Consider the following 25,324-nt stretch of genomic DNA (forward strand, 5'->3'; position numbering starts at 1 on the left):
TTTGTGCGCTCTGCCACGTATTTTTTTTAGTATTCTCAAGTTGATGAAAATTTACTAAAATAATTAGGATTATGACTTATTTTTTTGAAACTTATGGATGTGAAATGAATATTGCGGAATCTGCCGCAATTGAGCAGCTTTTTATTAGCCGAGGCTGGTCGAAGGCGGAGGAGCCGGAACTTGCGGACATGGTTGTTATAAATACCTGTTCTGTGCGCGGTTCTGCCGAAAATCGTATTTTTGGCCGGCTCGGATATTATTCCGGCGTAAAAAAAATTCGTCACAAAGAGCCTGGTGCTAAAACCCGCCTTGAAGAAATGCAGAAAGCCGTTGAGTTTGTTGAAAAAAACGGTGTTGTTCCGTTTTATGTTGTCCTGATGGGCTGCATGGCCGAACGTCTTTTGGACAGCGTTAAAAAAGATTTTCCGGTTATTGATTTTGTTGTAGGAACTTTTGGAAAAAGCAAATTTGGCGACATAATTTCTGCCGCGGAAGAACATAAAAAAGGTTTTAAAATCGAAGAAGATTCTGAATATACTTTCCCAAAAATCAGTTACGAAGAACAGGCGTTTAGCACCTTTGTCCCGATCATGCACGGATGCAACAATTTTTGTACTTACTGCATTGTTCCGTATGTGCGCGGACGCGAAGTGAGCCGGCCGGTTGAGCAGATTCTTTCGGAAATTGATTTTCTTTCCAAACGCAACGTAAAAGAGATTACGCTTTTGGGACAGAATGTAAACGCTTACCGTTGCAAAGACGAGTCTGTAGAAGGCGGAGAGTTGAATTTTCCTAAGCTTCTCAAAAAAATCAGCGCTCATCTTGACGAGACAGCTTCTTCTATTCGATGGATTCGCTTTGAATCCTCAAACCCGAACGATTTTAGCGACGAATTGATTGAGATGATTGCGAACGACAGTCATGTCTGCCACGGTTTTCATATTGCCGCCCAGCACGGAAACAACGAGATTTTGCGGAGAATGAACCGAAAAAACACCCGCGAAGAATTCTTGGCTCTTGTAAAAAAACTGCGCAGCGCCATGCCGGACGTTGAACTTATTACGGACTTAATGGTTGGATTCCCGGGCGAAACGGAAGAGCAGTTTGAAGACATTCTTTCGTTTATGAACGAAATAAAATTTGAAAGCGCGTTTATGTACTATTATAATCCAAGAGAAGGAACTCCAGCTGCAAGTTTTGAAAATCAGATTGATGTTGCCGTAAAAAAAGAACGCTTAAAAAAAGTGATTGACCTTCAGTTAAAGCATACGACCGAAGTTATGAGCGGCCGCGTTGGAAAGACCGTAACTGTTCTTGCCGATATTGTGAGCCGCGACGACGAAAATGAACTTTTGGGCAAAACTGAGCAAAACGAGAGAGTCGCCTTCAAAGCCGACAAAAAACTGATAGGCTCATTTGTGACTGTAAAATTGACAGCCTTGAACGGGAATACGTTTAAGGGAGTTATGATAAATTAGGGAATTAAAAGTTTGTGTTGCAAACTTTTTTACATGGAGGAAAATATGCCTTTAAAATTGATTGGAACAATAATTCTTCTTGTAATCGTGACGATTTTTTGCGGTTTTAACCTTGAAGATGTGAATAAATGCGACGTAAACCTTGTTTTTTATAATTTTCACAACGTGCCTGTTTTTTTGACGGTTCTTGCGTCGTTTTTGGCAGGAATTGTCGTAATGTTGCCTTTTGCCCTGTTCAAAAAGAAAATGTCGAAAAAAGAAATTTCTCAGGCGGCAGAAAAAATAAACGAAAAGGAAACAAAAAAAGCGGAAAAACAAAAATCGCTTGCCGAAAAAGCCGAAAAAAAAGCGCAGCATGAAGAAGAAAAGACTATTTTTGATTTTAAAATCCGCCGTCCAGTCGAAAAAAAATCTGCAAGGCCAAAAGAAGCTGTAAAAGACGACAGCAGCGTGAATTCTGTTCCAAAACCTGCTGCGGAAACTGATAACGCCAAGACAGAAAAATAATTTTCCGGCGACCTGAAAAACTGTTTGTGAGGAAAGTTATGAAGCGTTTTTTTACAGTATTTTTTATTTTTAACCTCGTTTTTTTTGTTTTTGCCCAGAATTCAAATACTGCAAGAAAAATTGCTGAAGAGGCGGCACGCAAAGAAACTCTCGAGCAGTCTGTTATCTATCTTAAAAAAAATGTTCCGGCATTGCAAAATCTTGCAGAAAAACGTTCGGGCTATGCTTTTTTGGCCGGCGTTTTGGAGCAGAGCGGAAATTTTCAGGAAGCGATGAATTTTTATGTTCAGGCGGCGGCAATTGCCGCAGGCGATGCCGAAGGAATGCAGAAAAAATCGAGCGAACAGCTGGTTCTTGACGCGGTGCGTTGCGCCTTGAGCGCAGGAGATTGGGCGACTGCTCAAAATTATCTTAATTCTGCCGTCAGAAATTCTTCTGATTCCGAAATAATCGCTTTTATAAAACTTTATGAACAGTGGAGCATTTTGTGCCAGGCAAAAACTTCTGCTGAGCTTACAGAACCTGTTGCAATTCTAAAAACTTATTCATCCTTGCCTTCAATGAAATCAGTTCAGCCTCAGGTTTTGCTTACTTTGTGGCACATAACCGGAGAAGAAACATATTCAGCTCAATTAAAAAAATCTTTTCCCAAAAGTCTGGAATCGGCAATCGTAAAAGGTGAAATTCAGACTTTGCCGGCTCCGTTTTGGTATTTTGTTCCAAGAAAAACAGATTCCGTTCCAGAAATTGCAAGTGTTCAGAGTTCTGAAACGGAAAATCAGTCAAAAAATGAGAATTCAGAAAAAAGCGAAAACGATTCAAAAAATGAGAAAATTCTTCGTCAGCAGCTTGGACTTTTTAAGGACAAGGCGAATGCAGAGGGTTTGGTTTTAAAATTGAAAGAAAAAGGTTTTTCGCCTCATATTACCGAAGAAATACGCCCGAGCGGAACAAAATATTATCTTGTCGTAGTTGATGAAAATAAGGCAGGCTCAATCGGAAACGAATTGCGCAATGCCGGTTTTGAATGTTATCCGATTTTTGAATAAAGTTTCGGCGAAAGATGAATGGTTTGAAAAAAAATATTTTAAAAAAAAGTCGTTGCGTGATTTTCGGGGCTGCAAAAATTCAAAATTATGAGCAGATAAAAAAAAATTTGCTTCCTGATGATTTTTTTGTTTTTTGTGACGGCGGGCTTGCTCATTCAAAAGAGCTGAAAATCGAGCCGGATTTGATTGTCGGAGATTTTGATTCTTTTGAAAAACCTGATACAAATTCGGAAACAATTGTTCTTCCTTGTGAAAAAGATGACACGGATTCGTTTTTTGCCGTAAAAGAAGCGTTTGGACGGGGCTTTAGAAATTTTATGCTCGCTGGAATGACTGGCGGCCGGTTTGACCATTCTATGGTCAATGTTTCTGCGCTTATCTGGCTTTTTGAGCGGAAGTGCAGCGCTTTTGTCCTCGATGATTTTTCAAAAATGCAGATTGTTGGAAAAAATCCCGTTTTTGTGAATAAAAATTGCAGATATTTTTCGATTATTCCTGTTTGCGGAAAAGTTAAAGGACTGAATATTTTGGGCGCAAAGTATCCGCTAAAAAATGGAAAAGTAAGTCCCGAATACATTTACACGACGAGCAATGAAGTTTTGCCGGAGCAAACCGCGCAGGTAAGCGTAAAGAAAGGGTTTGTCCTGCTTGTTGAGATATTTTCGGAATAATTATATTGAGTATATTTTATAAAATCAAAATTATTTTTTATATCTTTTTATTGAGTTTGAATCATTCTCTGAAAAATGATAGAATAAATTGAATTATAATATCACATTTTTACATGGAGACATTGGGATAGAAAAATGGAAAAAAAAGTAAATTTTAGAAAATTTTTGCCAAACTATTTTTCGTTTTTTGTAAATGGTTCAGTCGTTTTGATTGTCGGCGCAATCTTGCCTTATGTAATCGATGAGGCAAAAATCAGTTTTGCAGTTGCAGGTTCTCTGCTTTCGTTTTTTGCAATCGGAAATTTTCTTGCAAGTTTTGTAAATCCGTTTTTGACTAGACTTGTAGGAAGAAAAATTTCGATATTCATAACTTCGCTTTTTATGCCTTTGTCGCTTTTGGGACTTTCCTTTTTACCGCATGTTTCTGTAATGCTTTTGCTTTTTATTCTTCTTGGAATAAGCCGCGGCTGTTACAGCGTTATAAACAATGCTTACATCAATGAAAATTCTGATGGAACTCCGGTTGCGCTCAATATTTTGCATATGGTTTTTGCAATCGGTGCATTTTTGGCTCCAATGGTAATGTCGCTGTTCTTTAAATTTGATTTTACTTGGCGCGCAATTGTTTACACACTTGCCATTGCTTCGTTCTGTTCTGCGGTTTATATGCTGACCTTGGATTTGACTCCAAAAACTGTTGCCGCTGAAAAAACAGAAAGAGAAAGCCTTGCAAAAAAATCTCCGTTCTGGAAGCAGCCTCTTTTTTATCTTTCGGGATTTCTTCTGTTTTTCTATCTGGGACTTGAAAACTGCGTAAATGGTTGGTTTGTAACATATTTTAAAAACACAGGAATTATGTCGCCGGCATTTGCAAATTCTTTGGTTTCGTTTACCTGGCTTGCAGTTTTGTTTGGACGTCTTTTGACAGCATATATTTCGAGAAAAATAAAAAAACAGAATATAATTCTATTTGACTGTATTATAACTGCCATTTTCTTTATTCTTTTGATTTCGACAAAGAATTTGGGAATTATTACTTTTGCGATTATCGGACTTGGTCTGTTCTTTGCAGGAATTTATCCGACCACAGTTTCCAATGCTTCTGATGCAATTGTAGGTTCTGACCTTGGAACTTCTATGCTTTTGGCAATCGCTGCTCTTGGAGGAATTGTAACTCCTCAGATAGTTGGAATCGTAGCCGACAAAATCGGACTTGTAGGAGCAATTTGCATTCTTTTGGTAAATGCTTCGGTAATGATTGTTATTTCTGTCGTAAACTTCCTGTTAAAAAGAAAGTCTGAACGGCTTGAAAAGTAATTTTGTAAGTTGAACTGAAAAAAGCGGTTTATTGTATAAACCGCTTTTTTCTTGTAAAATTAAGGTGAATATTGGCAAATTCCTGCTTTTGTGGCAGGGGCTGTAAGGGACGCAAAGCGTGTGTTTTTGCGCAGCAAAAATACTGGAGGCGCCGGGACGCCGTAACCCTGAAAGACCCGGTTTTTGCAAAGCAAAAAGCCACCCGAATAAAAAACGGTGGAAGATATATATTTTTTTCTAGGAACGAAAAATGTCAGAAAGAAACATTTCAGAACTCTGCCATTGGGCTGACCAGCAGGCAGAAAGAATTATCAAGCAGAAAGGCGAACTTGACCTTTATACCTGCGCTTCGGGAATTACTCCGAGCGGAACTGTTCATATTGGAAACTTCCGCGAAATTATTACTGTTGATTTGATTGTCCGTGCTCTCCGCGACCGTGGCAAGAATGTGCGTTTTATTTATTCTTGGGACGACTACGATGTGTTTAGAAAAGTTCCGGGAAATATGCCTAAACCGGAAGTTCTGGAAAAATATCTGCGCTATCCAATCACTATGGTTCCTGATACTTTTGAGCGTGACGAAAACTATGCGCGCCATCACGAAAAGGACATTGAGACCCAGCTTCCTCGCGTTGGAATTCATCCTGAATTTTTGTATCAGGCGAGCCGTTACCGTGCAAACCGCTACGCTGAAGGCATGAAAACTGCAATGCAGCATCGCGATGTAATTAAAGAATGCCTTAACACTTACCGTGACGACGAACACAAAATGAAGCCGGAAGATGTTTACTGGCCTGTTGCCGCTTTCTGCTGTAACTGTAACAAAGACACAACCGAAATTCTGGATTATGACGGTGAATACGGAATTACTTACAAATGTACAAGTTGCGGCCATGTGGAAAAAGGCGACTTGCGCACTTCAAAAGAATTTAAACTCGGCTGGCGTGTTGACTGGCCGATGAGATGGAACGAAGAAAAAGTTGTGTTTGAACCGGGCGGAAAAGACCACATTTCTCCGGGCGGTTCTTATGATACTGCAAAACTTGTTTCTAAGCGCCTTTATAACTGGGACGCTCCTGTCACAATGAAATACGACTTTGTAAAACTTAAGGGCGTTCCTGGAAAAATGTCTTCTTCAAAGGGAAAGGTAATTTCTTTGGTTGACGCTCTCGAAGTTTACCAGCCGGAAGTTTTGCGCTACATTTTTGCTCAGAACAAGGTAGACCACGAATTTTCTATTAGTTTTGACCTTGACGTTGTTACTGTTTACGAGGCTTATGACCGTACTGAACGCATTGCCTGGGGAAAAGAGCTTCCTAAGGAAAAAGACGAGAAAAAGCGCGAATCAATAATCAACCACGAAAAGCGCATTTATGAACTGAGCCAGGTTGAACCGGGATTCCCGAAAGTTGAGCCTTATCAGATTGGTTTCCGCCTTTTGACAACACTTTTGCAGACTTATTCGGGCGACATTGATGCTGTAATCAAGAGCCTTGGAGATGTAAAACCTGAACAGGAAGAAGTTTTGCGCCGCCGCTGTGTTTGCGCATGGTACTGGATTAACGAAAGCGCCCCTGACTGCGCACCGGACTTCTGCTTTAAAATCCGCAATGACGGAACAACAGCAAAACTTCCGCATGCATTGGCAGATGCTGTTAAAAAAGTTCACGATGAAGTTCTTCCGAAAATTTCTTCGTTCCAGACAGACAGGGATTGTCAGGAAGCAATTTACGCAGTTGCAACTTCTCTTGGAATTGACGCAAAACAGCTCTTTACCGCTCTTTACGAAGTTATTATCGGAAAAGACCAGGGACCGCGTCTTGGAAGTTTTATGCGCATAATCGAAGCTGGCAAGCTTGAGCGTCTTTTAGCAAGCGTTGAAGGTGTTGACGAATCAAAATTGCAGAAAAAGACTACCGAAAAAAAACTTACTCCAGAGCAGATTGATAAACTTCCTCCTGCAGAAAGATTCAGCAGACGTGTAATCTTAAAAGTAAGCAAGATTGAAAAAGTTGAGCAGCATCCGGGTGGTGCTTTTCTCTATATTTTAACTCTCAACACAGGAGACTCAGAGCCTCGGCAGATTGTAAGTTCGATTGTTCCGTTCTATAAGGCGGAAGAGCTTTTAGGAAAGAACATTGTTTTGGTTTACAACTTAAAGCCTGCAAATTTCCGCGGAGTTCGTAGCAATGGAATGCTTCTTGCCGCTTCTGACCCGGCTGTTACTGACAAAGAGACCTGCGAAGTTATTTTTGCACCTCAGTTTGAAGTTGGAACAATTCTTGAACCAGAAGGATTTAGCGCGCCGGAAGAAGAGCTTTGCTTTGTAAAGGCCGACAAGTTTGCAGAAATGGGACTGCACACAAAGTCAGGTTTTGTAGAAATCGACGGAAAGAAAATCGGAGCAAACGGAAAATTCCTGACCGTAGAAGTATACAAAGACGGAAAGGTGAAGTAAGTTTTTTGGACGTTTAAAACACGGCGGTTAAACTTGTTGTCATAAGGCACAAGAAAATTAACCGCCGTTTTTTTTGATTTTGAGCGCTGAATTTTTTATTTTAACTGATTATTATTCTTCCAGATTTGCCGACAGCTTGTTTAAGAGAGAGACAAGCTGTGTTTTTTCTTGGACGGTAAAATTTTTCCAGCTGTTTTGCATAAGCTCATTTGATAAATCGTTTGTTTTTTCGTTATATTGGCTTCCCTTTTGAGTCAGTTGGATTTGTTTTTTGCGGCTGTCGTGCGGATCTTTTTTTTGTTCAACCAAGCCTGACTGTTCGAGTTTTTTTACGAGGGCTGTTGTTGTGGATTTGTCGCGGTTTATTTTTTGAGAAAGTTCGCTGAGAGAAAGGCTTTTTGTGCGGCTAAGGCAAAAAAGAATGTTTCCGTGGCTAGTTGCAAGTTTTGTAAGGCCAAGAGCAGAAAGTTTTTTTTGCAGAAAATTTTGGCTTTGAGAGTGAATGTGCGAAATTAGGCTTAAAATTGAATTTTGATCGTAAATCATTGAATGAATTATAACCTTTTACAGAAAAAACAAGTAGTAAATTTGAAAAACAACAGATTGTTATTGTTTTTTTTGTTTGTTGTAAATACGGTAGAATTTTATTAGAATGTGAGAATATTATTTTGCGAGGTTTTGAAATGTTTTCAGATATTGAAATTGCTCAGAAAAATGAAATGGCTCCGATTGCAGATGTTGCAAAAAAAATTGGGATTGACGAAAATTGTCTTGATTTTTACGGAAAATACAAAGCAAAAATTACCATGCCTGAACTTCGCAAATTTCAGAAAAAAGTTCTTGATCCTAAAAATCGCGGAAAGTTGATTTTGACTACGGCCGTAACCCCGACTCCTGCCGGCGAAGGAAAATCTACTGTTTCGATTGGTTTGGGCGACGGTTTGAATAAAATTGGCAAAAAAGCTGTCATTGCCTTGCGCGAGCCTTCTTTGGGACCTTGTTTTGGCATTAAAGGCGGTGCGTGCGGCGGCGGTTATGCACAGATTGTCCCAATGGAAGAAATCAATCTGCATTTTACAGGCGATATTCATGCGATTTCGATTGCGAACAACCTGATTGCGGCTTTAATCGACAATCATATTCAGCAGGGAAATGCGCTCCACCTTGATCCGCGCACAATTATCTGGAAGCGCTGTGTTGACCTTAATGACCGGGCGTTGCGAAATATTACAATTGGTTTGGGCGGAAGAACAGACGGTGTTCCGAGAGAAGATCATTTTGTAATTTCGGTTGCATCGGAACTTATGGCGATTGTCTGCCTTTCGGTTTCGATTTCCGACTTAAAAAAGAGAATTGACAATATTACAATCTGTCAGACTTACGATAAAAGGGCAGTAAGATTTGGTGAATTAAAATGTACTGGAGCGATTGCCGCTCTTTTAAAAGATGCGATTCGTCCTAATCTTGTGCAGACCTTGGAAAAAAATCCGGTATTTGTTCATGGAGGACCATTTGCAAATATTGCGCAGGGAACTAATTCTATCAATGCAACATACAGTGCCCTTGCTTGCGGCGACTATGTCGTTACAGAAGCAGGTTTTGCCGCTGACCTTGGCGCAGAAAAATTTATGGACATTAAGTGCCGCACTGCTGGATTGAGCCCTGACGTAGTTGTAATTGTTGCTACTGTCCGCGCCCTCAAGATGCACGGCGGAGTTGCAAAAGCCGATCTTTCTACGCCAGATACCGACTCGTTGAGAAAAGGTTTTGAAAATCTTGCCGTTCACATTGAAAATATTTCTAAATTCGGAGTTCCTTCCGTTGTTGCAATAAATAAATTTGTTACGGACACTGAAGAGGAAATCGAGCTTTTGAAAAAACTTTGCGCGGAAAAAGGCTCAAAGGCTGTCTTGTGCGAAGGCTGGGGCAAAGGTGGAGAAGGCATGACCGATCTTGCCCATGCAGTTGTCGAAATTGCCGAATCTGGAAAATCTAAGTTTCATTACCTTTACGAATCTCATCTTTCGCTTGCAGACAAGGTTCGCGTTATTGCCACAGAAATTTACCGTGCAAAATCCGTTGAATTTCCTCCTAGCGTTCTTAAAAAGTTGCGTGAATACGAGGAGCGTGGTTTTAAGGAACTTCCTGTTTGTATTGCAAAAACCCAAAATTCTATCAGTCATGATCCAAAATTGATTGGCGCTCCAAAGGATTATGTTTTCCCTGTGCGCGACTGTCAGCTTTACAGCGGTGCAGGCTTTGTCGTTGTGCTCGCCGGAGATATTATGACAATGCCTGGTCTTCCGAAGTTGCCTGCTGCCTTGAATATCGATGTAGACGATGATGGAAAAATCTCTGGATTATTCTAGGATTAAAACTGTTCTGATTAAAAATAAAATTTGCTGGAGAAAAAATGTTCGGATTTTTTTTGAAAAAAAATTTTTGCGATGTTTGGGATAATCTTTTTTATCTTATTTTGACAAATGTTTTGCCTGTCGCAATTGGAGTCGGCTCTTATTTTGCAATTTCTGCTTCTGCTGCAATAAATCCTTATCTTCCAAACGCAGTTTTTGTTCTGTGTGCCGGAGTTTTGATGAGCGTTTTGTTTGCATGGGGAGCAAATGCGCGTAAAATTGCCGATTTTAATTCGCCTAAATGGAGCTTGTTCCTTGCTTCCTTAAAAAAATGCTTTTTGACAGGCTTTATTTTTGGAGCGTTGCTTGCGGTTTTGGTTTTGGTTGTAAGAATTGCCTTTAGTTTTTATCTTGGAATGTATCTTAAAAACGGAAGTTTGATGAGCATTTTGCTTGCTGCGGTTCTTGCCTGGTTCTTTTTTATTGTTGTTATGGCTTTGCAGTGGTTTGTTCCGTTGTATTTTTTGCAGGAAGACAATACTTTTGGAAAAAATTTGAAAAAATCGTTTATTGTATATTTTGACAATGCAGGTTTTTCGTTTTTAATGCTTTTGCATAATCTTGTGCTTTGTGTTCTGACAATTCTTACATTCGGGCTGATTCCAGGGTTGAATGGAATTACGCTCAGCTGTACGAATGCCTGCCGTCTGCGTCTTTACAAATATGATTGGTTTGAAGAGCATCCTGAGTATCTGGAAGATAAAGAAAAGCGCACTTCTGTTCCGTGGGATGAATTGATTGCGGATGATAAAGAATCTCTCGGTCAAAGAAAATTAAGTTCGTTTTTGTGTCCGTGGAAATAAGATTTTACTGGCTCGCGAAAATACAACAAAAAGCCCGTGGCGGATGCCACGGGCTTTTTGTTGCTTCAAAAGATTATGTTTATTTAGAAATAAGCAATGTTTTTGAGTCAAGCTTAAGACCAGATTCTACGTCTTTTTTGTCGCCGAGTTTAAGAACATCTACAGCAACGTTTGAACCTGTCTGAGCGAGGTTTACAACAACATCGAAGTATTTTTCCAAGTTTGCAGGAACTACGTCTGCAAGTTTAGCGCCTTCTGATGTTGCAGAAGTCCATACAGTTACTTTTTCTGACTGTGCATAGTCTGCAACTGCCTTTACATCGTCTTCTGAAACTTTTGTAAAGTCGATTCCGTCCATTACAACGCCTTTTACAGCAATTCCTGCTGCAGAAAGAGCTTTGAGTGTGTTTACAACTTTTGTAACAGAGAAATTATCGAGAGAGAAGTTGAGGATTGTGCGTTTAGAAACTACATCTGTTTTGAGTTCTGCGCTGTTTCCTGCTGATTTTTTTGCAATTTCTGCAAAAATTCCATCGTACCATGAAATTACGTTTGAAGAATGAAGGTCAAAAGTTACGTGAACAAGCTGTTCGTCTTTTAACAAAGTGTCCATTCCAAACTGAACAAGCACTGATGTTTTTCCCAAACCTTTTTTAGAAGTAACGAGACCGAGGCCACCTTCTTTAAGACCACCTTCTGTTGCAGCATCAAAAAGGCGAACTGGGCTTTTATTGTAAAGATCTTGTTTTACCATGTGTTTCTCCTATAGGAAATGTAAGTCCGGCAAAATACCGGACTTTTTTTGAGTTACTTAAATCGAATTAACCGTTCTTTTTTGCTTCCTGATGTTTTTTGATAAGTTCATCAGCTACAGCGTTTGGAACTTTTCCATATTTAAGGAATTCCATTGTAAATTCAGCTTTTCCCTGTGTAGAAGAACGAAGGATTGTTGAGAATCCGAACATTTCTGAAAGTGGAACTTCTGCGTTTACAGTTGAGATGTTGTTTTCATCTGTTGATTCGAGAATTACACCACGGCGCTGGTTGATAAGACCGAACATATTTCCCTGGAATTCAGTAGGTCCTTCGATAGAAACCTTCATGATTGGTTCAAGGATAACTGGTTTTGCCTTTTCGTAAGCTTCGCGGAATGCACCGATAGCAGCTGTCTGGAATGCAATATCAGAAGAGTCAACTGGGTGATACTGACCGTCGTTGATTGTTATTTTTACGCCAACAACTGGAGCTCCGATAAGAGAGCCTTTTTCCATTGCACGGCGGAAACCTTTATCACAAGAAGGAATGTATTCGTTAGGAATTGAGCCACCCTTGATTGCGTCTACAAATTCGTAGTCTTTGTCAGCGAGAGGTTCCATGAATCCTGCAACGCGTCCGTACTGACCAGAACCACCAGTCTGCTTTTTGTGTGTGTAGTTGAAGTCTGCACGAGCCTGGATTGATTCGCGGTAAGCAACCTTTGGTGGAGTTACTTCTACTTCGCATTTGTATTCACGCTTCATGCGTTCAACGTATACTGCAAGGTGAAGTTCACCCATACCTTTGATGATTGTTTCGTTTGATTCTGGATCAAGTTCTGTCTGGAAAGTAGGGTCTTCTTTTGTAAAGCGGTTGAGGGCTTTAGCAAAGTTTGCAGCCATTGACTTGTCTTTTGGTTTGATAGCCTGAGAAATTACAGGTTTTGGAACGAACATAGAAGTCATTGCTACGTTGATTCCTTCTGCACAGAAAGTATCGCCTGAAGCACAGTCAACACCGAACAATGCACAGATGTCGCCTGGTTCGCCAACGCTAATATCTTCCATTTCGGCAGAGTTCATGCGTACAAGACGACCAACCTTGAATCTTTTTCCTGTACGGGTATTTGTGAGTTCGCATCCTTTTGGAATACGTCCCTGATAAATACGGATGTATGTGAGCTGACCGAACTGACCATCGTCGAGTTTGAATGCGAGTGCAACAGCCGGCTTGTCTGGAACGTTGAAAAGTTCAACCTGTTCTTCGTTTTTGTCGAGGTCGAGAGCGTAGTTGTGAACTTCTGTTGGATCAGGAAGGTAGCGAACAACGCCGTCGAGAAGTGGCTGGATACCTTTGTTTACGTGAGCTGAACCGCAGAATACACCAACGAACTGTTCTGCAAGAGTTCCTTTGCGGATTGCAGCGATGAGTTCTTCTTCTGTTGGTTCTTCGCCTTCGAGAACTTTTTCCATAAGAGCGTCATCGAAGTTTGCTGCTTCTTCAATCAATTCCTGATGGTAGCGTGCAGCATCGTCTTTCATGTGAGCTGGAATATCTGCATAGCGGAGGTTTTCACCGTTTTCGCCGTCGAAGTAAATTGCTTTCATTCCAACGAGGTCTACAACACCTTCAAGTTTGTCTTCAAGACCGATTGGAAGTTCAACCATGTGTGCGTTGAGGGCGAGCTTGTCGCGGAGCTGACCGCATACACGAACTGGATTTGCACCCTGGCGGTCACATTTGTTTACGAATGCAACGCGAGGTACATGATAGCGTTTGAGCTGGCGGTCTACTGTAATAGACTGTGACTGAACACCTGCTACAGCACAGAGAATCATGATTGCACCGTCAAGAACGCGAAGAGAGCGTTCAACTTCTACTGTAAAGTCAACGTGTCCCGGTGTGTCGATCAAGTTGATTGTTGTGTCTTTCCACTGAACCTGTGTTGCAGCTGACTGGATTGTAATACCGCGTTCGCGTTCCAGTTCCATGTTATCCATCACAGCACCAACACCGTCTTTACCACGAACTTCGTGAATAGCGTGAATTTTGTTACAATAGAACAAAATACGTTCAGAAGTTGTTGTTTTGCCTGAGTCAATGTGGGCACTGATACCGATATTACGTACTTTAGTAATATCAAAAGCCATATTGTTACCTCTCAAAAAAAAGTTTACAATTTTAAAACCGTTTAAAAATTCATCATATATAATGATTTCAAGATAACGGTAGATTAAAACAATATAACTGAAATTTGTACGTTATTCAATTGGTAAAAAGTAAAAATTACTTTAATTCCTTAAAAACAGAAGCCTGCCCTTAAAAAATAATCACTTTTTGTTAGTTTTTTTGTTTGAATGTGATTTTAATTGATGATGAAAAGTGCTTTTTTTTGATTTTCCAGACAGCGGACAGAGAATAAGTGCTGCTGTCTTTTGTTCCGTTTGATAAAACTGAAGTTAGCGAACCTGAAAGTTTTATGCTGCGCTTTTTTCCGACAGATATTGAAGAATCCAGCGAAAATTCCTGTTTTACGCTGTCATTTTCGGTTTGAGACGGATATTGCCTTCCTTTTACGGTAAAATTTTCTGAAAAAGCCGGAGAAGTTTTTGATATTCCAAACAGAATTTCGTAAAATTTATTTGGAATTGAACTTTTTGAAGGCGGATTTCCAGAAATAAGGAGGTTTCCGCCGGTAAAATTTGATTTGAACGAGAAATTTGGTTTTTCAAAGATAAAACCTGCCGCAATTTTTGCAGTATTTATCGAAGAAACTTCGCTTGTTCCGGCAATTTTCCAAGTTTCTGTGGCAGTTACGCCGAACCTGAGCAAATTTCCGCCGTTCGTAAGAAAAACAAGCTGCGGATTTAAGGAAGCCTGCTCAACCGTTTTGATAATTGAAGAATCTGACGAAATGAGCGGAACTGCTTTTGGAGAAATTTTTGTCGTAGGAATTGCAAAAAACGAAGCGTCCAGAATAAAATTTTGCGCAGAAAGCCTTACTTTTGAATTAAAATAAAAAACGTTGATTCCGTAAGGATTTTGCTGAAAACATGAATAAAAATTGAATTTAAAAAAGGGCGAAATAAAAAAGTTTTCCCAGAAAAATGAATTGCATCTTTGGCTTGTAAAATCACAGTTGTTTTTTTTAAGATACGCAGAATTGTTTTCCAGAATTGTTGAAGAAAAAGTTATGTGGCTTTGTAAAAATACTTTTTTTGAAAAATGAATTTTTGTTTTTGAGCTAAAAAAAGCCGCCCGGTCTTCGTTTCGGAATGCCGCCTGGACTAAAACCGGAATGTTTTTCTTAAAAAAATCCAGACTGCAGAAAAAGGCGGGCGGCTTTTCGGTTGAAGAAATTCCCGGAAGTGAATAACCGATTCCTGCCGAAACCGGAAAACTTTTTTGAACAGGATTTGACGAAATTGCGGGCACAGGATTTTTTAAGCGTCCAATCGATTTTGAAAAACTGATTGAACCTGCGGCAAGCGTTAAAGGAATTGTGTTTTTAAAAAGAGTTGAATTTGCGCTCCAGCGTCTGTCTGAAAAAATTGAATTAAAATTTTTCGATTTAAAGGCAGAAGAAATTTCTGAAAATTCGCTTTTTGGAACAGAAACAAAACCTCTCAAAAAAATTGAGCCGAAGTTAAGCAGAATTCCGCCTGAGCCTGAAAAAGAATTTTGTTCGTTTGCAGAAAAATAAAAATTTCCGCTGGATTTTAATTCAAAGTTGAATTGCGACTCTTTTCCGAAAAACGGAAAAAATATTTGAAGAATAAAAGATAATAGAAATAATTTTTTCATCACAATATAAGTTGAGATGAATGTTAATTTTTGACAATTTTTTGGAAATATTTTTGAACAAAAGCGGGAATTTTATTCTGCGGCAATGATTGGAGGGGTGCCGGAGGCAAACAAACGCCTGCGTTTGGTCGTAGCCCCGGAAAGCATGGTGGGGCAAGAATTGCCCCAGCCGCCCTTAATTTTGAACTATATAGCTGTTTACTTTTGCAAATTCGTTTGTCGAAGCAATGCGTTTTTGCCAATATTCGGCTTCGCTTTTTGTTGTGTAAGGTCCAACGCGTACACGGTAGAACAATTTTCCTTTTGCGTCGTTGTAAGTGAACACTTCGTTCGGAATTTTGTTGTTTTCGAGGCTTGTGCGCGCTTCGTCCGCGGATTTTTTTGCTTCGTATGAGCCCACCTGAATCCAGTAAGAAACCGGTTTTTGCGCCGTGGTTTTTGCTGATTTTGCGGTTTTTGAAGATGTTTTTGCAGTTGCTGTAACTGTTTTTGCCGGAGTTTCTTTTTTTGGAAGTGTTTTTGAAACGGCGGTTGTTTTTGCAGCTGTTTTTGGCTTTGATTCTGTTTTAGCCTGCGGAGCAGATGTTTTTTCTGATTTTTCGCTTCTGTTATTTTCGTTTATCTGGTCTGCCGTGTAAGTGTTTTTCGGCGTAACCTGAGAAACGGCATTTGGATTTGTTTTGAGCGCATTTAAGTCGATTGTTGTGGTTGTTCCTGTTCCGTAAACTAGGGCGCTGTCTGTAATTACGGTTACATTTTTTGCATTGATTGGATTTTCGTTTGGAGTAGCGCTTTCGTTCTGCTGGTTTGTGTTTTGAGCAAACTGGTTCTGAGGTTCAAATCCGGTCTGTGCAATTGTATTTGCGTCTGACTGCGGCAAAGGCTGAACTGCATTCTGCTCTGCGGTCTGCGAGCTGCTGTTTAATGCCTGATTGTTTTCTGCAAAAATTGATGAATCCGGAACTTTTGCAGAAGAAACCCAGCCGTCAGCAGGATTCGAATAAGTTTGAGATGTGCCTGTTTTTTGAAAGGAAAGCAAAAGGGCGGCGCCTGCGACTACCAATAAAAATACACCTGATGCAGCGACAATCCATAAAGTTTTTTTCTGTTCCATAATATTTTAGCTCCCGATACAGTGCAATTTTTTCACTATAGTTTTTATCGGAATTTCAAAAAAAATGTTTAGTTTTTTATGAAGATGAGTGGAAGTTTTGTTTTTTTATATTCGGAAAGAAGCTTGTTCTGGGTTTTAAAACGTCTTATTATCTGTTTGAGAGGCATTTTGTCGCGGCGTTTTGCGCGTACAAGGCGTTTTATGAATGGTGAAGTGACAAAATAGATTTTTGAGCAAAGCTCCAAAAGTTGTGGCGTCTTGTAAAGGACTGTCGCGTTTAGAAAAACGGTTTTGTCTTTATTCTGAGCGATAAATTCTTTTACAAGGCGGACAGTCTCCGGATAAACGAGGTCTTCCTGTTTTTTTAGCAAGTCGGGGCGCGCAAAAATCAGGGCGCCGAGCTCACGCCTGTTGAGGCTGCCGTCTTTGTTTTGCAGTTCGATTTTTGCTTTTTTTGCGTCTTTCTCAAAGGTCTGGAGAATTTGCGGCGTGAGTTTTTCGATTGCAAGATGCACTGTCTTGTCGAGGTCTATGGAAACGCATTTTTTATCCGAAGTTTGCGAGCAGAGCTTTTGAGTGGCAAAGTTTTTTCCTGCCGCCATCTGTCCGCAAAGACAGATTATTTCCGGCGAGTCAGGAATCAATTTTGAAAAAAAATTTTTGTCAGAAAGTTTTACAATTTTTTTCATAAAAATTCGTAAATTTTAATAAATCAGTGGAATTCGCCCCAGGTTTTTCCGCTTTCCACGCTTACTCTCAAAGGAACATTCAGCTGAACTGCGTGTTCCATTTTTTCGGTTATAAGGGCGATTGTGTCGCTTACCGGCTTTTGGCCTTCTGGACATTCAAAAATCAATTCGTCGTGAACCTGAAGCAAAAGCCTTGCTCCTGTCGGATTTTCTTCGAGCGCCTTGGAAACGTCAATCATCGCTTTTTTTACAATATCGGCCGCGCTTCCTTGGATTGGACTGTTTTTTGCAATGCGGATTGCGCCTTCTTTTTCCATTTTGTTGGCGGAATTTATTCCGCGGATCCACCGTCTGCGTCCCATAATCGTTTCGATAAAACCGTTTTTTTCTGCCTGTTCAACGTTTTTGTCAAAGAAATTCCGCACGCCTGAATAGACCATAAAATAGTTTGCGATAAATTCCGCGGCCTGGGTTCTTGAAATTTTCAAGTCCTTTGCCAGCGAAAAAGCGCCCATTCCGTACATTAAACCAAAGTTTAAGGTTTTTGCATTTCGACGCATTTCTGCCGTCACGCTTTCCATCGGAAGTCCGTAAATCAGGGCGGCCGTCGACTTGTGAACATCGGTTCCTTCGTTGAACGCCTTGCACAAGTTTGCATCTCCGCTTAAATGGGCGAGGATTACAAGTTCAATCTGAGCATAATCTGCCGAAATCAAGACTTTTCCCTGAGGCGCTGTAAATGCCGAACGAATTTTTCGTCCTTCTTCCGAGCGGACCGGAATATTCTGTAAATTCGGGTCTTTTGAAGAAAGTCTTCCTGTTGCAGTTCCAGTCTGCATAAAAGTTGTGTGAACTCTTCCGGACGAATCTGCCATTTGCGGCAAAGTTTCAACATAGGTCGAAAGAAGTTTTGCCTTTGCCCGATAATCCAGAATCATTCCCGGAACGCAGTCAAATTCGCGCAAAGATTCCAAGACGTCCGTATCCGTCGAGTATCCGGTCTTTGTTTTTTTGCCCGGCTTGAGTTTTCTTTCGTCAAAAAGAACCGCGCTCAACTGTTTTGGCGAAGCAATATTGAATTCGTGTCCGACCTGGGCGTAAATTTCTTTTTCTGCCTTTAAAATCTGGGTTTTTAGTTCAGTTGCGTAGTTTGCAAGGCAGTCAGAATCCAAATGAATTCCGTCGATTTCCATTTTTGCAAGAACCGGAAGAACCTGCATTTCCATTTTTTCAAAAAGTTCCCAGAGATTTGAGCTTTTTAACTCATTTTCAAAAAGTTGCCAAAGCTGCAGTGTAAAATCAGAATCTTCCGCTCCGTATTTTGCCGCAACGTCGATTTTAACATCTGCAAAAGTCTGGTCTTTTCCGACAATCTCTTCAAATTCCGTGCCCTTAAGCCCCAGTTTTTGTTCCGCCAGAGTTTCCAGCGCAAAAGGAGATTTTCCGGTTCTGTCAGGTTCCAAAAGCCAGGCCGCAACCATAGTGTCGCAAAGTTTAAAATTTGGGCGTTTCCCGGCGCTTTGCGCCGGGTCGGGCTCTTGCTCGACGGGGGCGCTCGCGGCGATCCCTAACGCATTTTTTCCTAAAAGATTAAGTCCGTTGCAAAAAAGCACTTCAATGTCAAACTTTGCATTGTGCATTACGACGGTCGTTTCCGAAAAAAATATTCGTTTTAACTGTTCAAACGCGTCTTTTTTTGAGATTATTGGCGGAGCAAAGAGAGGATCTTCGTTCAATATCAAAGGAACGTAAATTCCGCTTCCTTTTTTGTATGCAAGAGAGAATCCCACCAAATTTGCTTCTCGCGTGTTGAGGCTGTCGGTTTCTGTGTCAAATGCGACTGTTCCTGTTTTAATCGCTTCGTCCACAAAATTTTTTAATGTCTGCAAATCTGTGCAGGCGGAATAATCGCCCTCATTTTTTTTGATTTCCGTTGCAACCTGCGAAAATTGCTCTTTTGGTTCGGAAACTTTTTCGCTTTTTGGGGAAGTTTTCTCGGGTTTTGCTGGTTTTCCGCTGAGTTCAGAATAAATTTTTGCCAGGGCCGGAAGTTCGCGTTTTATCATTTCGTTGCAAAATTCTTCCAGATTAAGTTTTTCTATGTTGAACCTTTCAAGACAGTCTTCGCATTCTGGCTTTAGCTCTTCAATTGGAACATTTTCTTCGAGAGTAATCAGTTTTTTTGAAAGAAAGGCGTTTTCTTTGTCTGAACGGATTTTTTCGCCAATGCTTCCTTTTATCGAGCCAGCGTTTTCGTAAATTTTTTCGAGGCTTCCGTATTCGTTTAAAAGTTTTACCGCAGTTTTTGGTCCGATGCCTTTTACTCCAGTAACATTGTCCGCACTGTCGCCAGTAAGGCTTAAAAGATCAAGTATTTTTTCTGGTTTTAAGCCCCATTCGTTTTCGACGTCCTGAGCATCTGCTTCTGCCCAGGTTTTTACCTTGTCCGGCTTCAGCATGTGGATATTTTGGTTTGTGAGTTGCTGTAAATCTTTGTCCGCGCTCAAAATTAGACAATGCTGTCCTTTTTTGTCGCACTGTCTTGCAATTGTTGCAACTACATCGTCTGCCTCGTAACCATCGACTCTCAAAACCGGAATTCCAAGCACTTTTAAGCATTCTTCAATCATTGGAAACTGCGCTTTTAAATCTTCTGGAGTTTTTTGTCTTGTTGCCTTGTAATCTTTGTAGGCAAGATGGCGGAATGTCGGCGTCCGGCTGTCCATTGCCGCAATAAAATACTTTGGTTTAAAATTCTTTATTAAGATGCTTAAATTTCTAAAAAAACCAAAAACTGCGCTTATGTTCTGTCCTTTTGAATCCGTCAGCGGCCGGCTAAAAAAAGCATAATATTCTCTAAAAATTAAACCGTAACTGTCCAGAATAAAAACTGTGTTTTCGTCAATAAAATTTGCCATTCGTTTTTACCTTAAAATAAAATTTTTCCGTTAAAGTATAAATGTTATTAAGAAAAACTTGAACTGATTTTTAAAGGTTCACCTTCCATTTCGACGGTTATGTCTGCAATTTCCTTTGCTTCGGATTTTTCGTGCGTTACAAAGATTACGGTTTTTGGACTTTCGCTCAAGAGTTTTTTTAGGGTTTGTCCGAGGGATTTTTTGATTTTTTCGTCCAGCGACTGAAAAGCTTCGTCCAAAAGCAAAATTTTTGACGGAAAAGCGAACGAGCGTGCCATTGCAATTCTCTGCTTTTCGCCGCCGCTCAAATTCTGAGTTTTTTCGTCCTTGCGCTCAAATAATCCTGTGGCTTTTAAATATTTTTCTGCAATTTCTTCTGCTTTTTTTGCTTTGTAAATATTAAAAAGCGGCAGAAAAACGTTTTGAAAAACCGTGAGAGAAGGCAAAAGCCGCGGTTCCTGGAACAAAAACGAAACTTCCTGATTTGTAAGCGCAATTTGCGTCAAAAGCGTTGTTTTTCCGCTTCCGCTTGGCGCGAGAATTGCCGTAATTTTATTTTTTTTGAATTCATAATTGAAATTTTCAAATAAAAGTTTATTGCCTTTTTTTATCGTAAGGTTTTGGATTTTGACAGAATCTGAATTTTGTTCGGATTTTAGTTTTTCGCAAGATTTTTTTTGAAAAGATTTTGTTTTTTTGTTTTTTTGTACTTTTTTTGAAAAATCTGGAGAAGTCAGGATTAAAAAAAGTCTGCCAGACGCTTTATGCAAAATTTTTTCAAAGGCGAACGAAAGAAAAACGAGCATAATTGTCGTTGCAAGAAGAGTTGAGCTTTCGAGTTGAACCTGCGCGTTCTGCAAAATTGCTCCGAGCGCTTTTTTGGGAATGCTCAAGACTTCTGCGGCGGCGACAACTTTCCAGCTCATTCCAAAAGTTGAAAAAATTCCGCTTTCGACAAAATTCTGGAGTTTTGGAAGGACGATAAAACGGATTTTTTGAGATTTTGTGAGCTTAAAGACTTTTGCCATAAAAAAAAGTTTTTTGTCGTCTTCGCTAAAATCAAGTCCCGAACTTACAGCAGCGGTCATAACCGGAAAAGCCATTAAAACTGCGCTAAAAACCGGCACAAAATCCGAATTAAATACAAAAACTGCGAGCAAAATAAACGAAACTGCCGGAACTGAACGAATCAAGGAAAGTGGAAAAGCTATAAATGCCTTAAAAAGCGGAAAAATTCCGGAAAGAACTCCGGCAATAATTCCCAAAAAAACAGAGATAAAAAATCCTGCAAAAACGCGGAGCGAAGAAAAAAGCGTGCTCTGCCAAAACTCTTGTGTTGCGCACAGTTCAAAAAGTTTAAAAACTGTTGCCGTAAATGTCGGAAAAACGAGAGGGGTTTTTGCAAGAACGGCAAAAATTTGCCACAAAAATGCGAAAGTCAGGATTGAAATTAAATTTACAGTTTTTTTGTTCATTTTAGAGAAAAATAAAAATCGTCGTCAGGAAGTTTTCCTCCGATTGACTGCGGAGATTCCTGCAAAAAAACAGAAAGAATTGATTCGATTTGCTTTTTTGCCGTCAGCGAATCCTGCCAGATAAAATTTGCGTTCGGAATTGACTTTTCTGCGACAGCCGCTTTTAAACCCAAATTTGCTTTTTCTGCAAGAATTCCAGCTTCTTTTGGATTTTTTACAGTCCACTCGTTTGATTTTGCGTAGAGGGCGGCAATTTTTTTTATGAGCTTTTTGTTGTTTTTTGCAAAATCCGCATTTGCAACTAAAAGCGTCATTGGAAAAGTTTTTTCTGTAAGTTTTTCGTATTCTGCCTGAATATTTAAAATGCGTTTGACCTGCGGAGACTTTGTCTGGGCGACAGTTGCAAATGGTTCAGGAACGAGGGCAAATTCGATTTTGTCCGAGATTAAGGCTGCGGCGATGTTTGCGTTTGGAATTGAAAAATCCAGATTTACCTGATTTTGCAGTCCGTTTTTTGAAAGCAGATATTTAAAAATGAATTCGGGAGTTGCGCCTTGTCCTGCGCATTGAACTGTTTTTCCTTTGAGCGATTCCAGAGAAAAATTTTGCGGAAAGCCTGTTTTTGAGAGAAGATAAAGGTTTCCGTTTCCTGTAACTCCAAGGCAGACGATTTTTTTGTTTGAAGAATTAAAAACTTTTGCCGCAATGTTTGGCGGAAGAAAACCTATGTCAAGCTCTCCTTTTAAGAGTTTTGGAAGTTCGGTTTGAACAGAAGCGAAGTTTTCAAAGGCGAGGTTTTTGACTTCGGGACTGTTTTTGTTTTCCATTAAATAAGCGCAGGGAATTGCAGAAGGTCCGTTTAGAATTCCTATGCGCACTTGTTTTTGTTTTGCAAATGTTGAAAAAACTGATGTTAAAATAATTGAAACTGTCAGAATTTTTTTTATTTTTTGAGAATTTAGGTTTTTGAATATTTTCATAAAAAACTCCGTAAATGTACGCCGGATTGTAGCGGCGCAAGGCGTTTTAAGGCTGCGGTTGCGCTTTTGCGAAAACGCAGCCTTAAAATGCAGCGGAAGCGGAACCGCGAAAAGCCGGTTTTTGGCTGGACTGGAACTTCGGAGCAAAAAAATGTGCGGTACTTTAGGAAGTCTTCGTCCAGATTTTAAATTTGCTCTTTTGCGATTTTTTCCATGTCTGCCTTTTGCGGAATTCCGTCGGCATCTGGTTTTGAGCCGGAATTTGCATAAAGCGTTAAAAGTCCGTTGCCAAGATTTGGATTTGTGATTACTCCTGGACCTGCAATGCAACCTCCTTCGCAAGCCATAACTTCGATTAAATTAGGGCAGTTTTCCGGCTGAGGAAGTTCTCCTGCGCTGATTTTGCCGTAATTTGAAAGAATTTTTATCTGGTCTTTTGTTAGTCCGTTGATTACGAGTGGGCGGAGAATTGACTGGTCTTTGAGTCGAAGTTTTACGCTTTGTGCAACGCCGCCAGTTTTTGCAAAATTTCTGCCGGAAACTGTAGGAACGTATTTTTCTGGTTTTTCCGGGGCTTTTGAAGGTTCAATTTGCTTTGCCGCAAAGAGAGAGCTTATTTCGTCAACTGTAAGAACGTAGTCCACCGTGTCCGAATCCATGCCTTCGCGTTTTTTTGCAAGACAAGGACCGACAAAAACTGTAACGCAGTCCGGATCGGCTTTTTTTGCAAGCATTGCTGTGTAAATCATTGGAGATTTTGTTTCGGAAACACATTTTGCCAGCTGAGGAATATGGATTTGAACGGCGCGCACATAGGCCGGGCAGCAGCTTGTCGTCATGATTTTGTCTCCGCTCTCCATTCTTTCTGAAAATTCTTCGGCTTCGTTGTCGGCTGTCATGTCTGCTCCGGCGGCAACTTCCCAGACTTTGCTAAATCCTGCCTCTAAAAGAGCGCCGTCGAGTTGTCCGGGTTTTAGACCTTTGAACTGAGCTCCGATTGCAGGCGCGTACATGGCGACTACTTTTTTGCCTTCCATTATGTTTTTTATAACGTCAAAAAGCTGGGATTTTGCCATCATTGCGCCGAACGGACAGTTTGCCATGCATTTTCCGCAGAAAATACATTTTTCGTAGTCGATTTGCTCCCTTCCTTCCGAATCTTTTGTAATCGCTCCGACCGGGCAGGCTTCTTCGCAAGGAACAACTGTTTTTATGATTGCGTGGTATGGACAATTTTTTAGGCAGAGACCGCAGTTTATGCATTTTGAAGGGTCTATTTTTGCCCTGCTGGTAACTTCAATTGCCTGACGCGGGCAGTTCATCTTGCATGGACGGGCAAGGCAGGCCTGGCAGGCGTCTGTCACAAAGTGATGAGGTTTTGCACAGGCGTTGCAGGCGTTTTTGTACATTGTTAAAACCGGCCAGGTTGGTTTTTGGCGGCCGAATGCCTGATTTACGTAATCTGCGAGCGGTTTTTGAGGGTTGTAGTCTTCGAGTGAAAACCCGAGGTCTGCAACGATGCGGGCGCGGACAATGCTCCTGTCGTTTTCGAGCGAGCCTGTCACAGGAATCGTTCCGTCTGGAACAACTTTTTCTGGAATAAGTTCAATCTGGCTGACTGTTTTTGAATCTGAAAGTTTTCCTTCTAACTGCAATTTTACAATTTCGGCAAGGATATTTTTTTTAAGAATTGCCATGTTGTTGTTTGTGTTAAGCATAAAAGTTACCTCGTTATTTTATAGTGTATCACTTTTTTGAAGACTTTGAAGTTTTTATAAAAAATTATTTGCAAAAAACTGTTAAAAAAATGCTTTGGTTTTATTTAAACCGAATGTTATTTATCTTTTGTGTGATGCGGAAGAAATTTGTTCTTGATATAATACATCTTATGATTAGAGAAGAAATTAAAGATGAAGAATTGTTAAAACATTTGCAGTCTATTCACAAAGACGAAATGACTATTTTTGTTATGGCTGACGGCCGTGTGCGCGGCGCTTTTTTGAATGGAACCCGGCTTGTAAACCAAATGCGAGCCAACCAGCATCTTGGAATTCTTGAAACTCTCGTGCTTGGTCAGGCTGAACTTTGTGCGGCGCTTATGATTCCTACGATGAAAGGCAGGGAACGCGTTTCGCTTCACTACGAGTCTAACGGTCCTGCCGTTGGTTTTGGTGTTGAAGCGGATTCTTCTGGATATGTGCGTGGACATTTGCTTCAAAATCCAATTCCTGTCGAAAAACCTCTTGAAAACTGGGATCTTGCTCCATTTTTTGGAGAAGGCACTTTGACTGTCCGAAGAATGGGCGAGGGAATGAAGGCTCCTCAGGTTGGAATGACAGAAATTCTCTACAAAAACATTGCAAAGGATTTGACCCATTATTTTGCCCAGAGCGAGCAGATTCACACCGCTTTTAACACTAGCATTCAGTTTGACAGACAGGGACGCGTAATTGGGGCAGGTGGAATGTTTCTTCAGGCTCTTCCAAAGGCAGGCGGAAAATCTTCTGTAAAAACCGAGCAGGTTGAAAACGACATTGACTCAAAAGACGATGAGGATGAAGAACTTCTTATGAGGGTTGAAAATGCCTTTAGCGCAATGCCGTCAATTGGAAAATGGTTTAGCGACGGTGGCGACATGGAAGACGTGATTTACGGACTCTTCAGAGAATTTAAGCCGACTGCGGTTTTGAACCGCGAAATTATTTTTGACTGTCCTTGTAGCGCAGAGTATTATGCACGGCAGATTAAGGCTCTTCCAAAAAAAGAACTTGCCGATATTCTTGCAAACGATCCTGATCCATTGGAAATTGTCTGCCACAACTGCGGTTCAGCTTATAAAATTCCAAAATCGATGCTTGTGTAAGTTATGATTCTGTAAGAATCTGCCGATA

Annotated in this window: 19 protein-coding genes and 1 pseudogene; 10 read left to right on the forward strand and 10 right to left on the reverse strand. The window is 40.5% G+C overall.

Annotated elements, in window-relative coordinates; translation table 11 throughout:
- Nucleotides 1-71 precede the first annotated feature (71 nt).
- From miaB to B5D47_RS11690, 7 genes and pseudogenes are all read left to right on the forward strand, one after another.
- The gene (gene miaB, locus B5D47_RS08510; RefSeq protein WP_078931410.1) at nt 72-1,478 is read left to right on the forward strand and encodes a tRNA (N6-isopentenyl adenosine(37)-C2)-methylthiotransferase MiaB; all 1,407 of its coding nucleotides are present in this window, start codon (nt 72-74) and stop codon (nt 1,476-1,478) included.
- A gap of 45 nt (nt 1,479-1,523) precedes the next feature.
- Nucleotides 1,524-1,985, forward strand: coding sequence for a lipopolysaccharide assembly protein LapA domain-containing protein (locus B5D47_RS08515; RefSeq protein ID WP_078931411.1), 462 nt, complete (start codon nt 1,524-1,526; stop codon nt 1,983-1,985).
- A gap of 38 nt (nt 1,986-2,023) precedes the next feature.
- The gene (locus B5D47_RS08520) at nt 2,024-3,034 is read left to right on the forward strand and encodes an SPOR domain-containing protein (RefSeq protein WP_078931412.1); all 1,011 of its coding nucleotides are present in this window, start codon (nt 2,024-2,026) and stop codon (nt 3,032-3,034) included.
- 14 nt (nt 3,035-3,048) lie between these two features.
- Entirely contained in the window at nt 3,049-3,705 is a 657-nt protein-coding gene (locus B5D47_RS08525; RefSeq protein ID WP_078931413.1) for a thiamine diphosphokinase, read from the forward strand.
- A gap of 135 nt (nt 3,706-3,840) precedes the next feature.
- Entirely contained in the window at nt 3,841-5,022 is a 1,182-nt protein-coding gene (locus B5D47_RS08530) for an MFS transporter (RefSeq protein WP_078931414.1), read from the forward strand.
- A gap of 250 nt (nt 5,023-5,272) precedes the next feature.
- Nucleotides 5,273-6,889 (forward strand): annotated as a pseudogene (lysS, locus tag B5D47_RS08535) (lysine--tRNA ligase); the annotation flags it as partial.
- 33 nt (nt 6,890-6,922) lie between these two features.
- Nucleotides 6,923-7,480 carry a hypothetical protein gene (locus tag B5D47_RS11690; RefSeq protein ID WP_234969991.1) on the forward strand — a complete coding sequence of 186 codons (558 nt, stop codon included), beginning with the start codon at nt 6,923-6,925 and terminating at the stop codon, nt 7,478-7,480.
- 111 nt (nt 7,481-7,591) lie between these two features.
- On the opposite strand, the gene B5D47_RS08540 is transcribed toward B5D47_RS11690, so the two are convergent.
- Nucleotides 7,592-8,026, reverse strand: a complete 435-nt coding sequence (locus B5D47_RS08540; RefSeq protein WP_078931415.1) for a MarR family winged helix-turn-helix transcriptional regulator — start codon at nt 8,024-8,026, stop codon at nt 7,592-7,594.
- 137 nt (nt 8,027-8,163) lie between these two features.
- Between B5D47_RS08540 and B5D47_RS08545 the strand changes: the two genes are divergently transcribed.
- Complete coding sequence (locus tag B5D47_RS08545) at nt 8,164-9,849, forward strand: formate--tetrahydrofolate ligase (protein ID WP_078931416.1); 1,686 nt, start codon at nt 8,164-8,166, stop codon at nt 9,847-9,849.
- A gap of 44 nt (nt 9,850-9,893) precedes the next feature.
- Complete coding sequence (locus B5D47_RS08550; RefSeq protein WP_078931417.1) at nt 9,894-10,697, forward strand: hypothetical protein; 804 nt, start codon at nt 9,894-9,896, stop codon at nt 10,695-10,697.
- A gap of 79 nt (nt 10,698-10,776) precedes the next feature.
- Here the strand turns inward: B5D47_RS08550 and B5D47_RS08555 are convergent, their stop codons facing one another.
- From B5D47_RS08555 to B5D47_RS08595, 9 genes are all read right to left on the reverse strand, one after another.
- Nucleotides 10,777-11,451 (reverse strand): ATPase domain-containing protein, encoded by a 675-nt coding sequence (locus B5D47_RS08555; RefSeq protein ID WP_078931418.1) that lies wholly within the window; start codon nt 11,449-11,451, stop codon nt 10,777-10,779.
- A gap of 67 nt (nt 11,452-11,518) precedes the next feature.
- A complete protein-coding gene (fusA, locus tag B5D47_RS08560) occupies nt 11,519-13,603 on the reverse strand; it encodes an elongation factor G (RefSeq protein WP_078931419.1) in 2,085 nt (694 codons plus the stop codon).
- Between the two features lie 190 nt (nt 13,604-13,793).
- Complete coding sequence (locus B5D47_RS08565) at nt 13,794-15,257, reverse strand: hypothetical protein (RefSeq protein WP_078931420.1); 1,464 nt, start codon at nt 15,255-15,257, stop codon at nt 13,794-13,796.
- A 175-nt stretch (nt 15,258-15,432) separates the two neighbouring features.
- Nucleotides 15,433-16,371, reverse strand: coding sequence for an SPOR domain-containing protein (locus B5D47_RS08570; RefSeq protein ID WP_078931421.1), 939 nt, complete (start codon nt 16,369-16,371; stop codon nt 15,433-15,435).
- A gap of 68 nt (nt 16,372-16,439) precedes the next feature.
- Entirely contained in the window at nt 16,440-17,060 is a 621-nt protein-coding gene (locus tag B5D47_RS08575) for a dephospho-CoA kinase (protein ID WP_078931422.1), read from the reverse strand.
- Nucleotides 17,061-17,083: 23 nt separating this feature from the next.
- Nucleotides 17,084-19,978 carry a DNA polymerase I gene (gene polA, locus B5D47_RS08580; protein ID WP_078931423.1) on the reverse strand — a complete coding sequence of 965 codons (2,895 nt, stop codon included), beginning with the start codon at nt 19,976-19,978 and terminating at the stop codon, nt 17,084-17,086.
- Between the two features lie 47 nt (nt 19,979-20,025).
- Nucleotides 20,026-21,453 (reverse strand): ATP-binding cassette domain-containing protein, encoded by a 1,428-nt coding sequence (locus B5D47_RS08585; RefSeq protein WP_078931424.1) that lies wholly within the window; start codon nt 21,451-21,453, stop codon nt 20,026-20,028.
- Nucleotides 21,450-22,433, reverse strand: coding sequence for an ABC transporter substrate-binding protein (locus tag B5D47_RS08590; RefSeq protein WP_143592647.1), 984 nt, complete (start codon nt 22,431-22,433; stop codon nt 21,450-21,452). Before B5D47_RS08590 ends, B5D47_RS08585 begins: the two co-directional genes overlap by 4 nt.
- Before the next feature lie 185 nt (nt 22,434-22,618).
- Nucleotides 22,619-24,151: a monomeric [FeFe] hydrogenase gene (locus B5D47_RS08595; RefSeq protein WP_078931425.1), complete on the reverse strand. Its 1,533-nt coding sequence runs from the start codon at nt 24,149-24,151 to the stop codon at nt 22,619-22,621.
- Between the two features lie 170 nt (nt 24,152-24,321).
- Here B5D47_RS08595 and B5D47_RS08600 point away from each other — a divergent pair, with 170 nt between their 5' ends.
- The gene (locus B5D47_RS08600; RefSeq protein WP_078931426.1) at nt 24,322-25,296 is read left to right on the forward strand and encodes an Hsp33 family molecular chaperone HslO; all 975 of its coding nucleotides are present in this window, start codon (nt 24,322-24,324) and stop codon (nt 25,294-25,296) included.
- The last annotated feature ends 28 nt before the right edge of the window (nt 25,297-25,324 follow it).

The sequence above is a fragment of the Treponema berlinense genome (genome assembly GCF_900167025.1).
Lineage (GTDB): Bacteria > Spirochaetota > Spirochaetia > Treponematales > Treponemataceae > Treponema_D > Treponema_D berlinense.

Excerpts from the sequence above, each read along its gene's own strand:
- miaB (WP_078931410.1), top strand. The coding sequence starts at position 72 with ATGACTTATTTTTTTGAAACTTATGGATGTGAAATGAATATTGCGGAA.
- B5D47_RS08515 (WP_078931411.1), top strand. The coding sequence starts at position 1,524 with ATGCCTTTAAAATTGATTGGAACAATAATTCTTCTTGTAATCGTGACG.
- B5D47_RS08520 (WP_078931412.1), top strand. The coding sequence starts at position 2,024 with ATGAAGCGTTTTTTTACAGTATTTTTTATTTTTAACCTCGTTTTTTTT.
- B5D47_RS08525 (WP_078931413.1), top strand. The coding sequence starts at position 3,049 with ATGAATGGTTTGAAAAAAAATATTTTAAAAAAAAGTCGTTGCGTGATT.
- B5D47_RS08530 (WP_078931414.1), top strand. The coding sequence starts at position 3,841 with ATGGAAAAAAAAGTAAATTTTAGAAAATTTTTGCCAAACTATTTTTCG.
- B5D47_RS08540 (WP_078931415.1), bottom strand. The coding sequence starts at position 8,026 with ATGATTTACGATCAAAATTCAATTTTAAGCCTAATTTCGCACATTCAC.
- B5D47_RS08545 (WP_078931416.1), top strand. The coding sequence starts at position 8,164 with ATGTTTTCAGATATTGAAATTGCTCAGAAAAATGAAATGGCTCCGATT.
- B5D47_RS08550 (WP_078931417.1), top strand. The coding sequence starts at position 9,894 with ATGTTCGGATTTTTTTTGAAAAAAAATTTTTGCGATGTTTGGGATAAT.
- B5D47_RS08555 (WP_078931418.1), bottom strand. The coding sequence starts at position 11,451 with ATGGTAAAACAAGATCTTTACAATAAAAGCCCAGTTCGCCTTTTTGAT.
- fusA (WP_078931419.1), bottom strand. The coding sequence starts at position 13,603 with ATGGCTTTTGATATTACTAAAGTACGTAATATCGGTATCAGTGCCCAC.
- B5D47_RS08565 (WP_078931420.1), bottom strand. The coding sequence starts at position 15,257 with ATGAAAAAATTATTTCTATTATCTTTTATTCTTCAAATATTTTTTCCG.
- B5D47_RS08570 (WP_078931421.1), bottom strand. The coding sequence starts at position 16,371 with ATGGAACAGAAAAAAACTTTATGGATTGTCGCTGCATCAGGTGTATTT.
- B5D47_RS08575 (WP_078931422.1), bottom strand. The coding sequence starts at position 17,060 with ATGAAAAAAATTGTAAAACTTTCTGACAAAAATTTTTTTTCAAAATTG.
- polA (WP_078931423.1), bottom strand. The coding sequence starts at position 19,978 with ATGGCAAATTTTATTGACGAAAACACAGTTTTTATTCTGGACAGTTAC.
- B5D47_RS08585 (WP_078931424.1), bottom strand. The coding sequence starts at position 21,453 with ATGAACAAAAAAACTGTAAATTTAATTTCAATCCTGACTTTCGCATTT.
- B5D47_RS08590 (WP_143592647.1), bottom strand. The coding sequence starts at position 22,433 with ATGAAAATATTCAAAAACCTAAATTCTCAAAAAATAAAAAAAATTCTG.
- B5D47_RS08595 (WP_078931425.1), bottom strand. The coding sequence starts at position 24,151 with ATGCTTAACACAAACAACAACATGGCAATTCTTAAAAAAAATATCCTT.
- B5D47_RS08600 (WP_078931426.1), top strand. The coding sequence starts at position 24,322 with ATGATTAGAGAAGAAATTAAAGATGAAGAATTGTTAAAACATTTGCAG.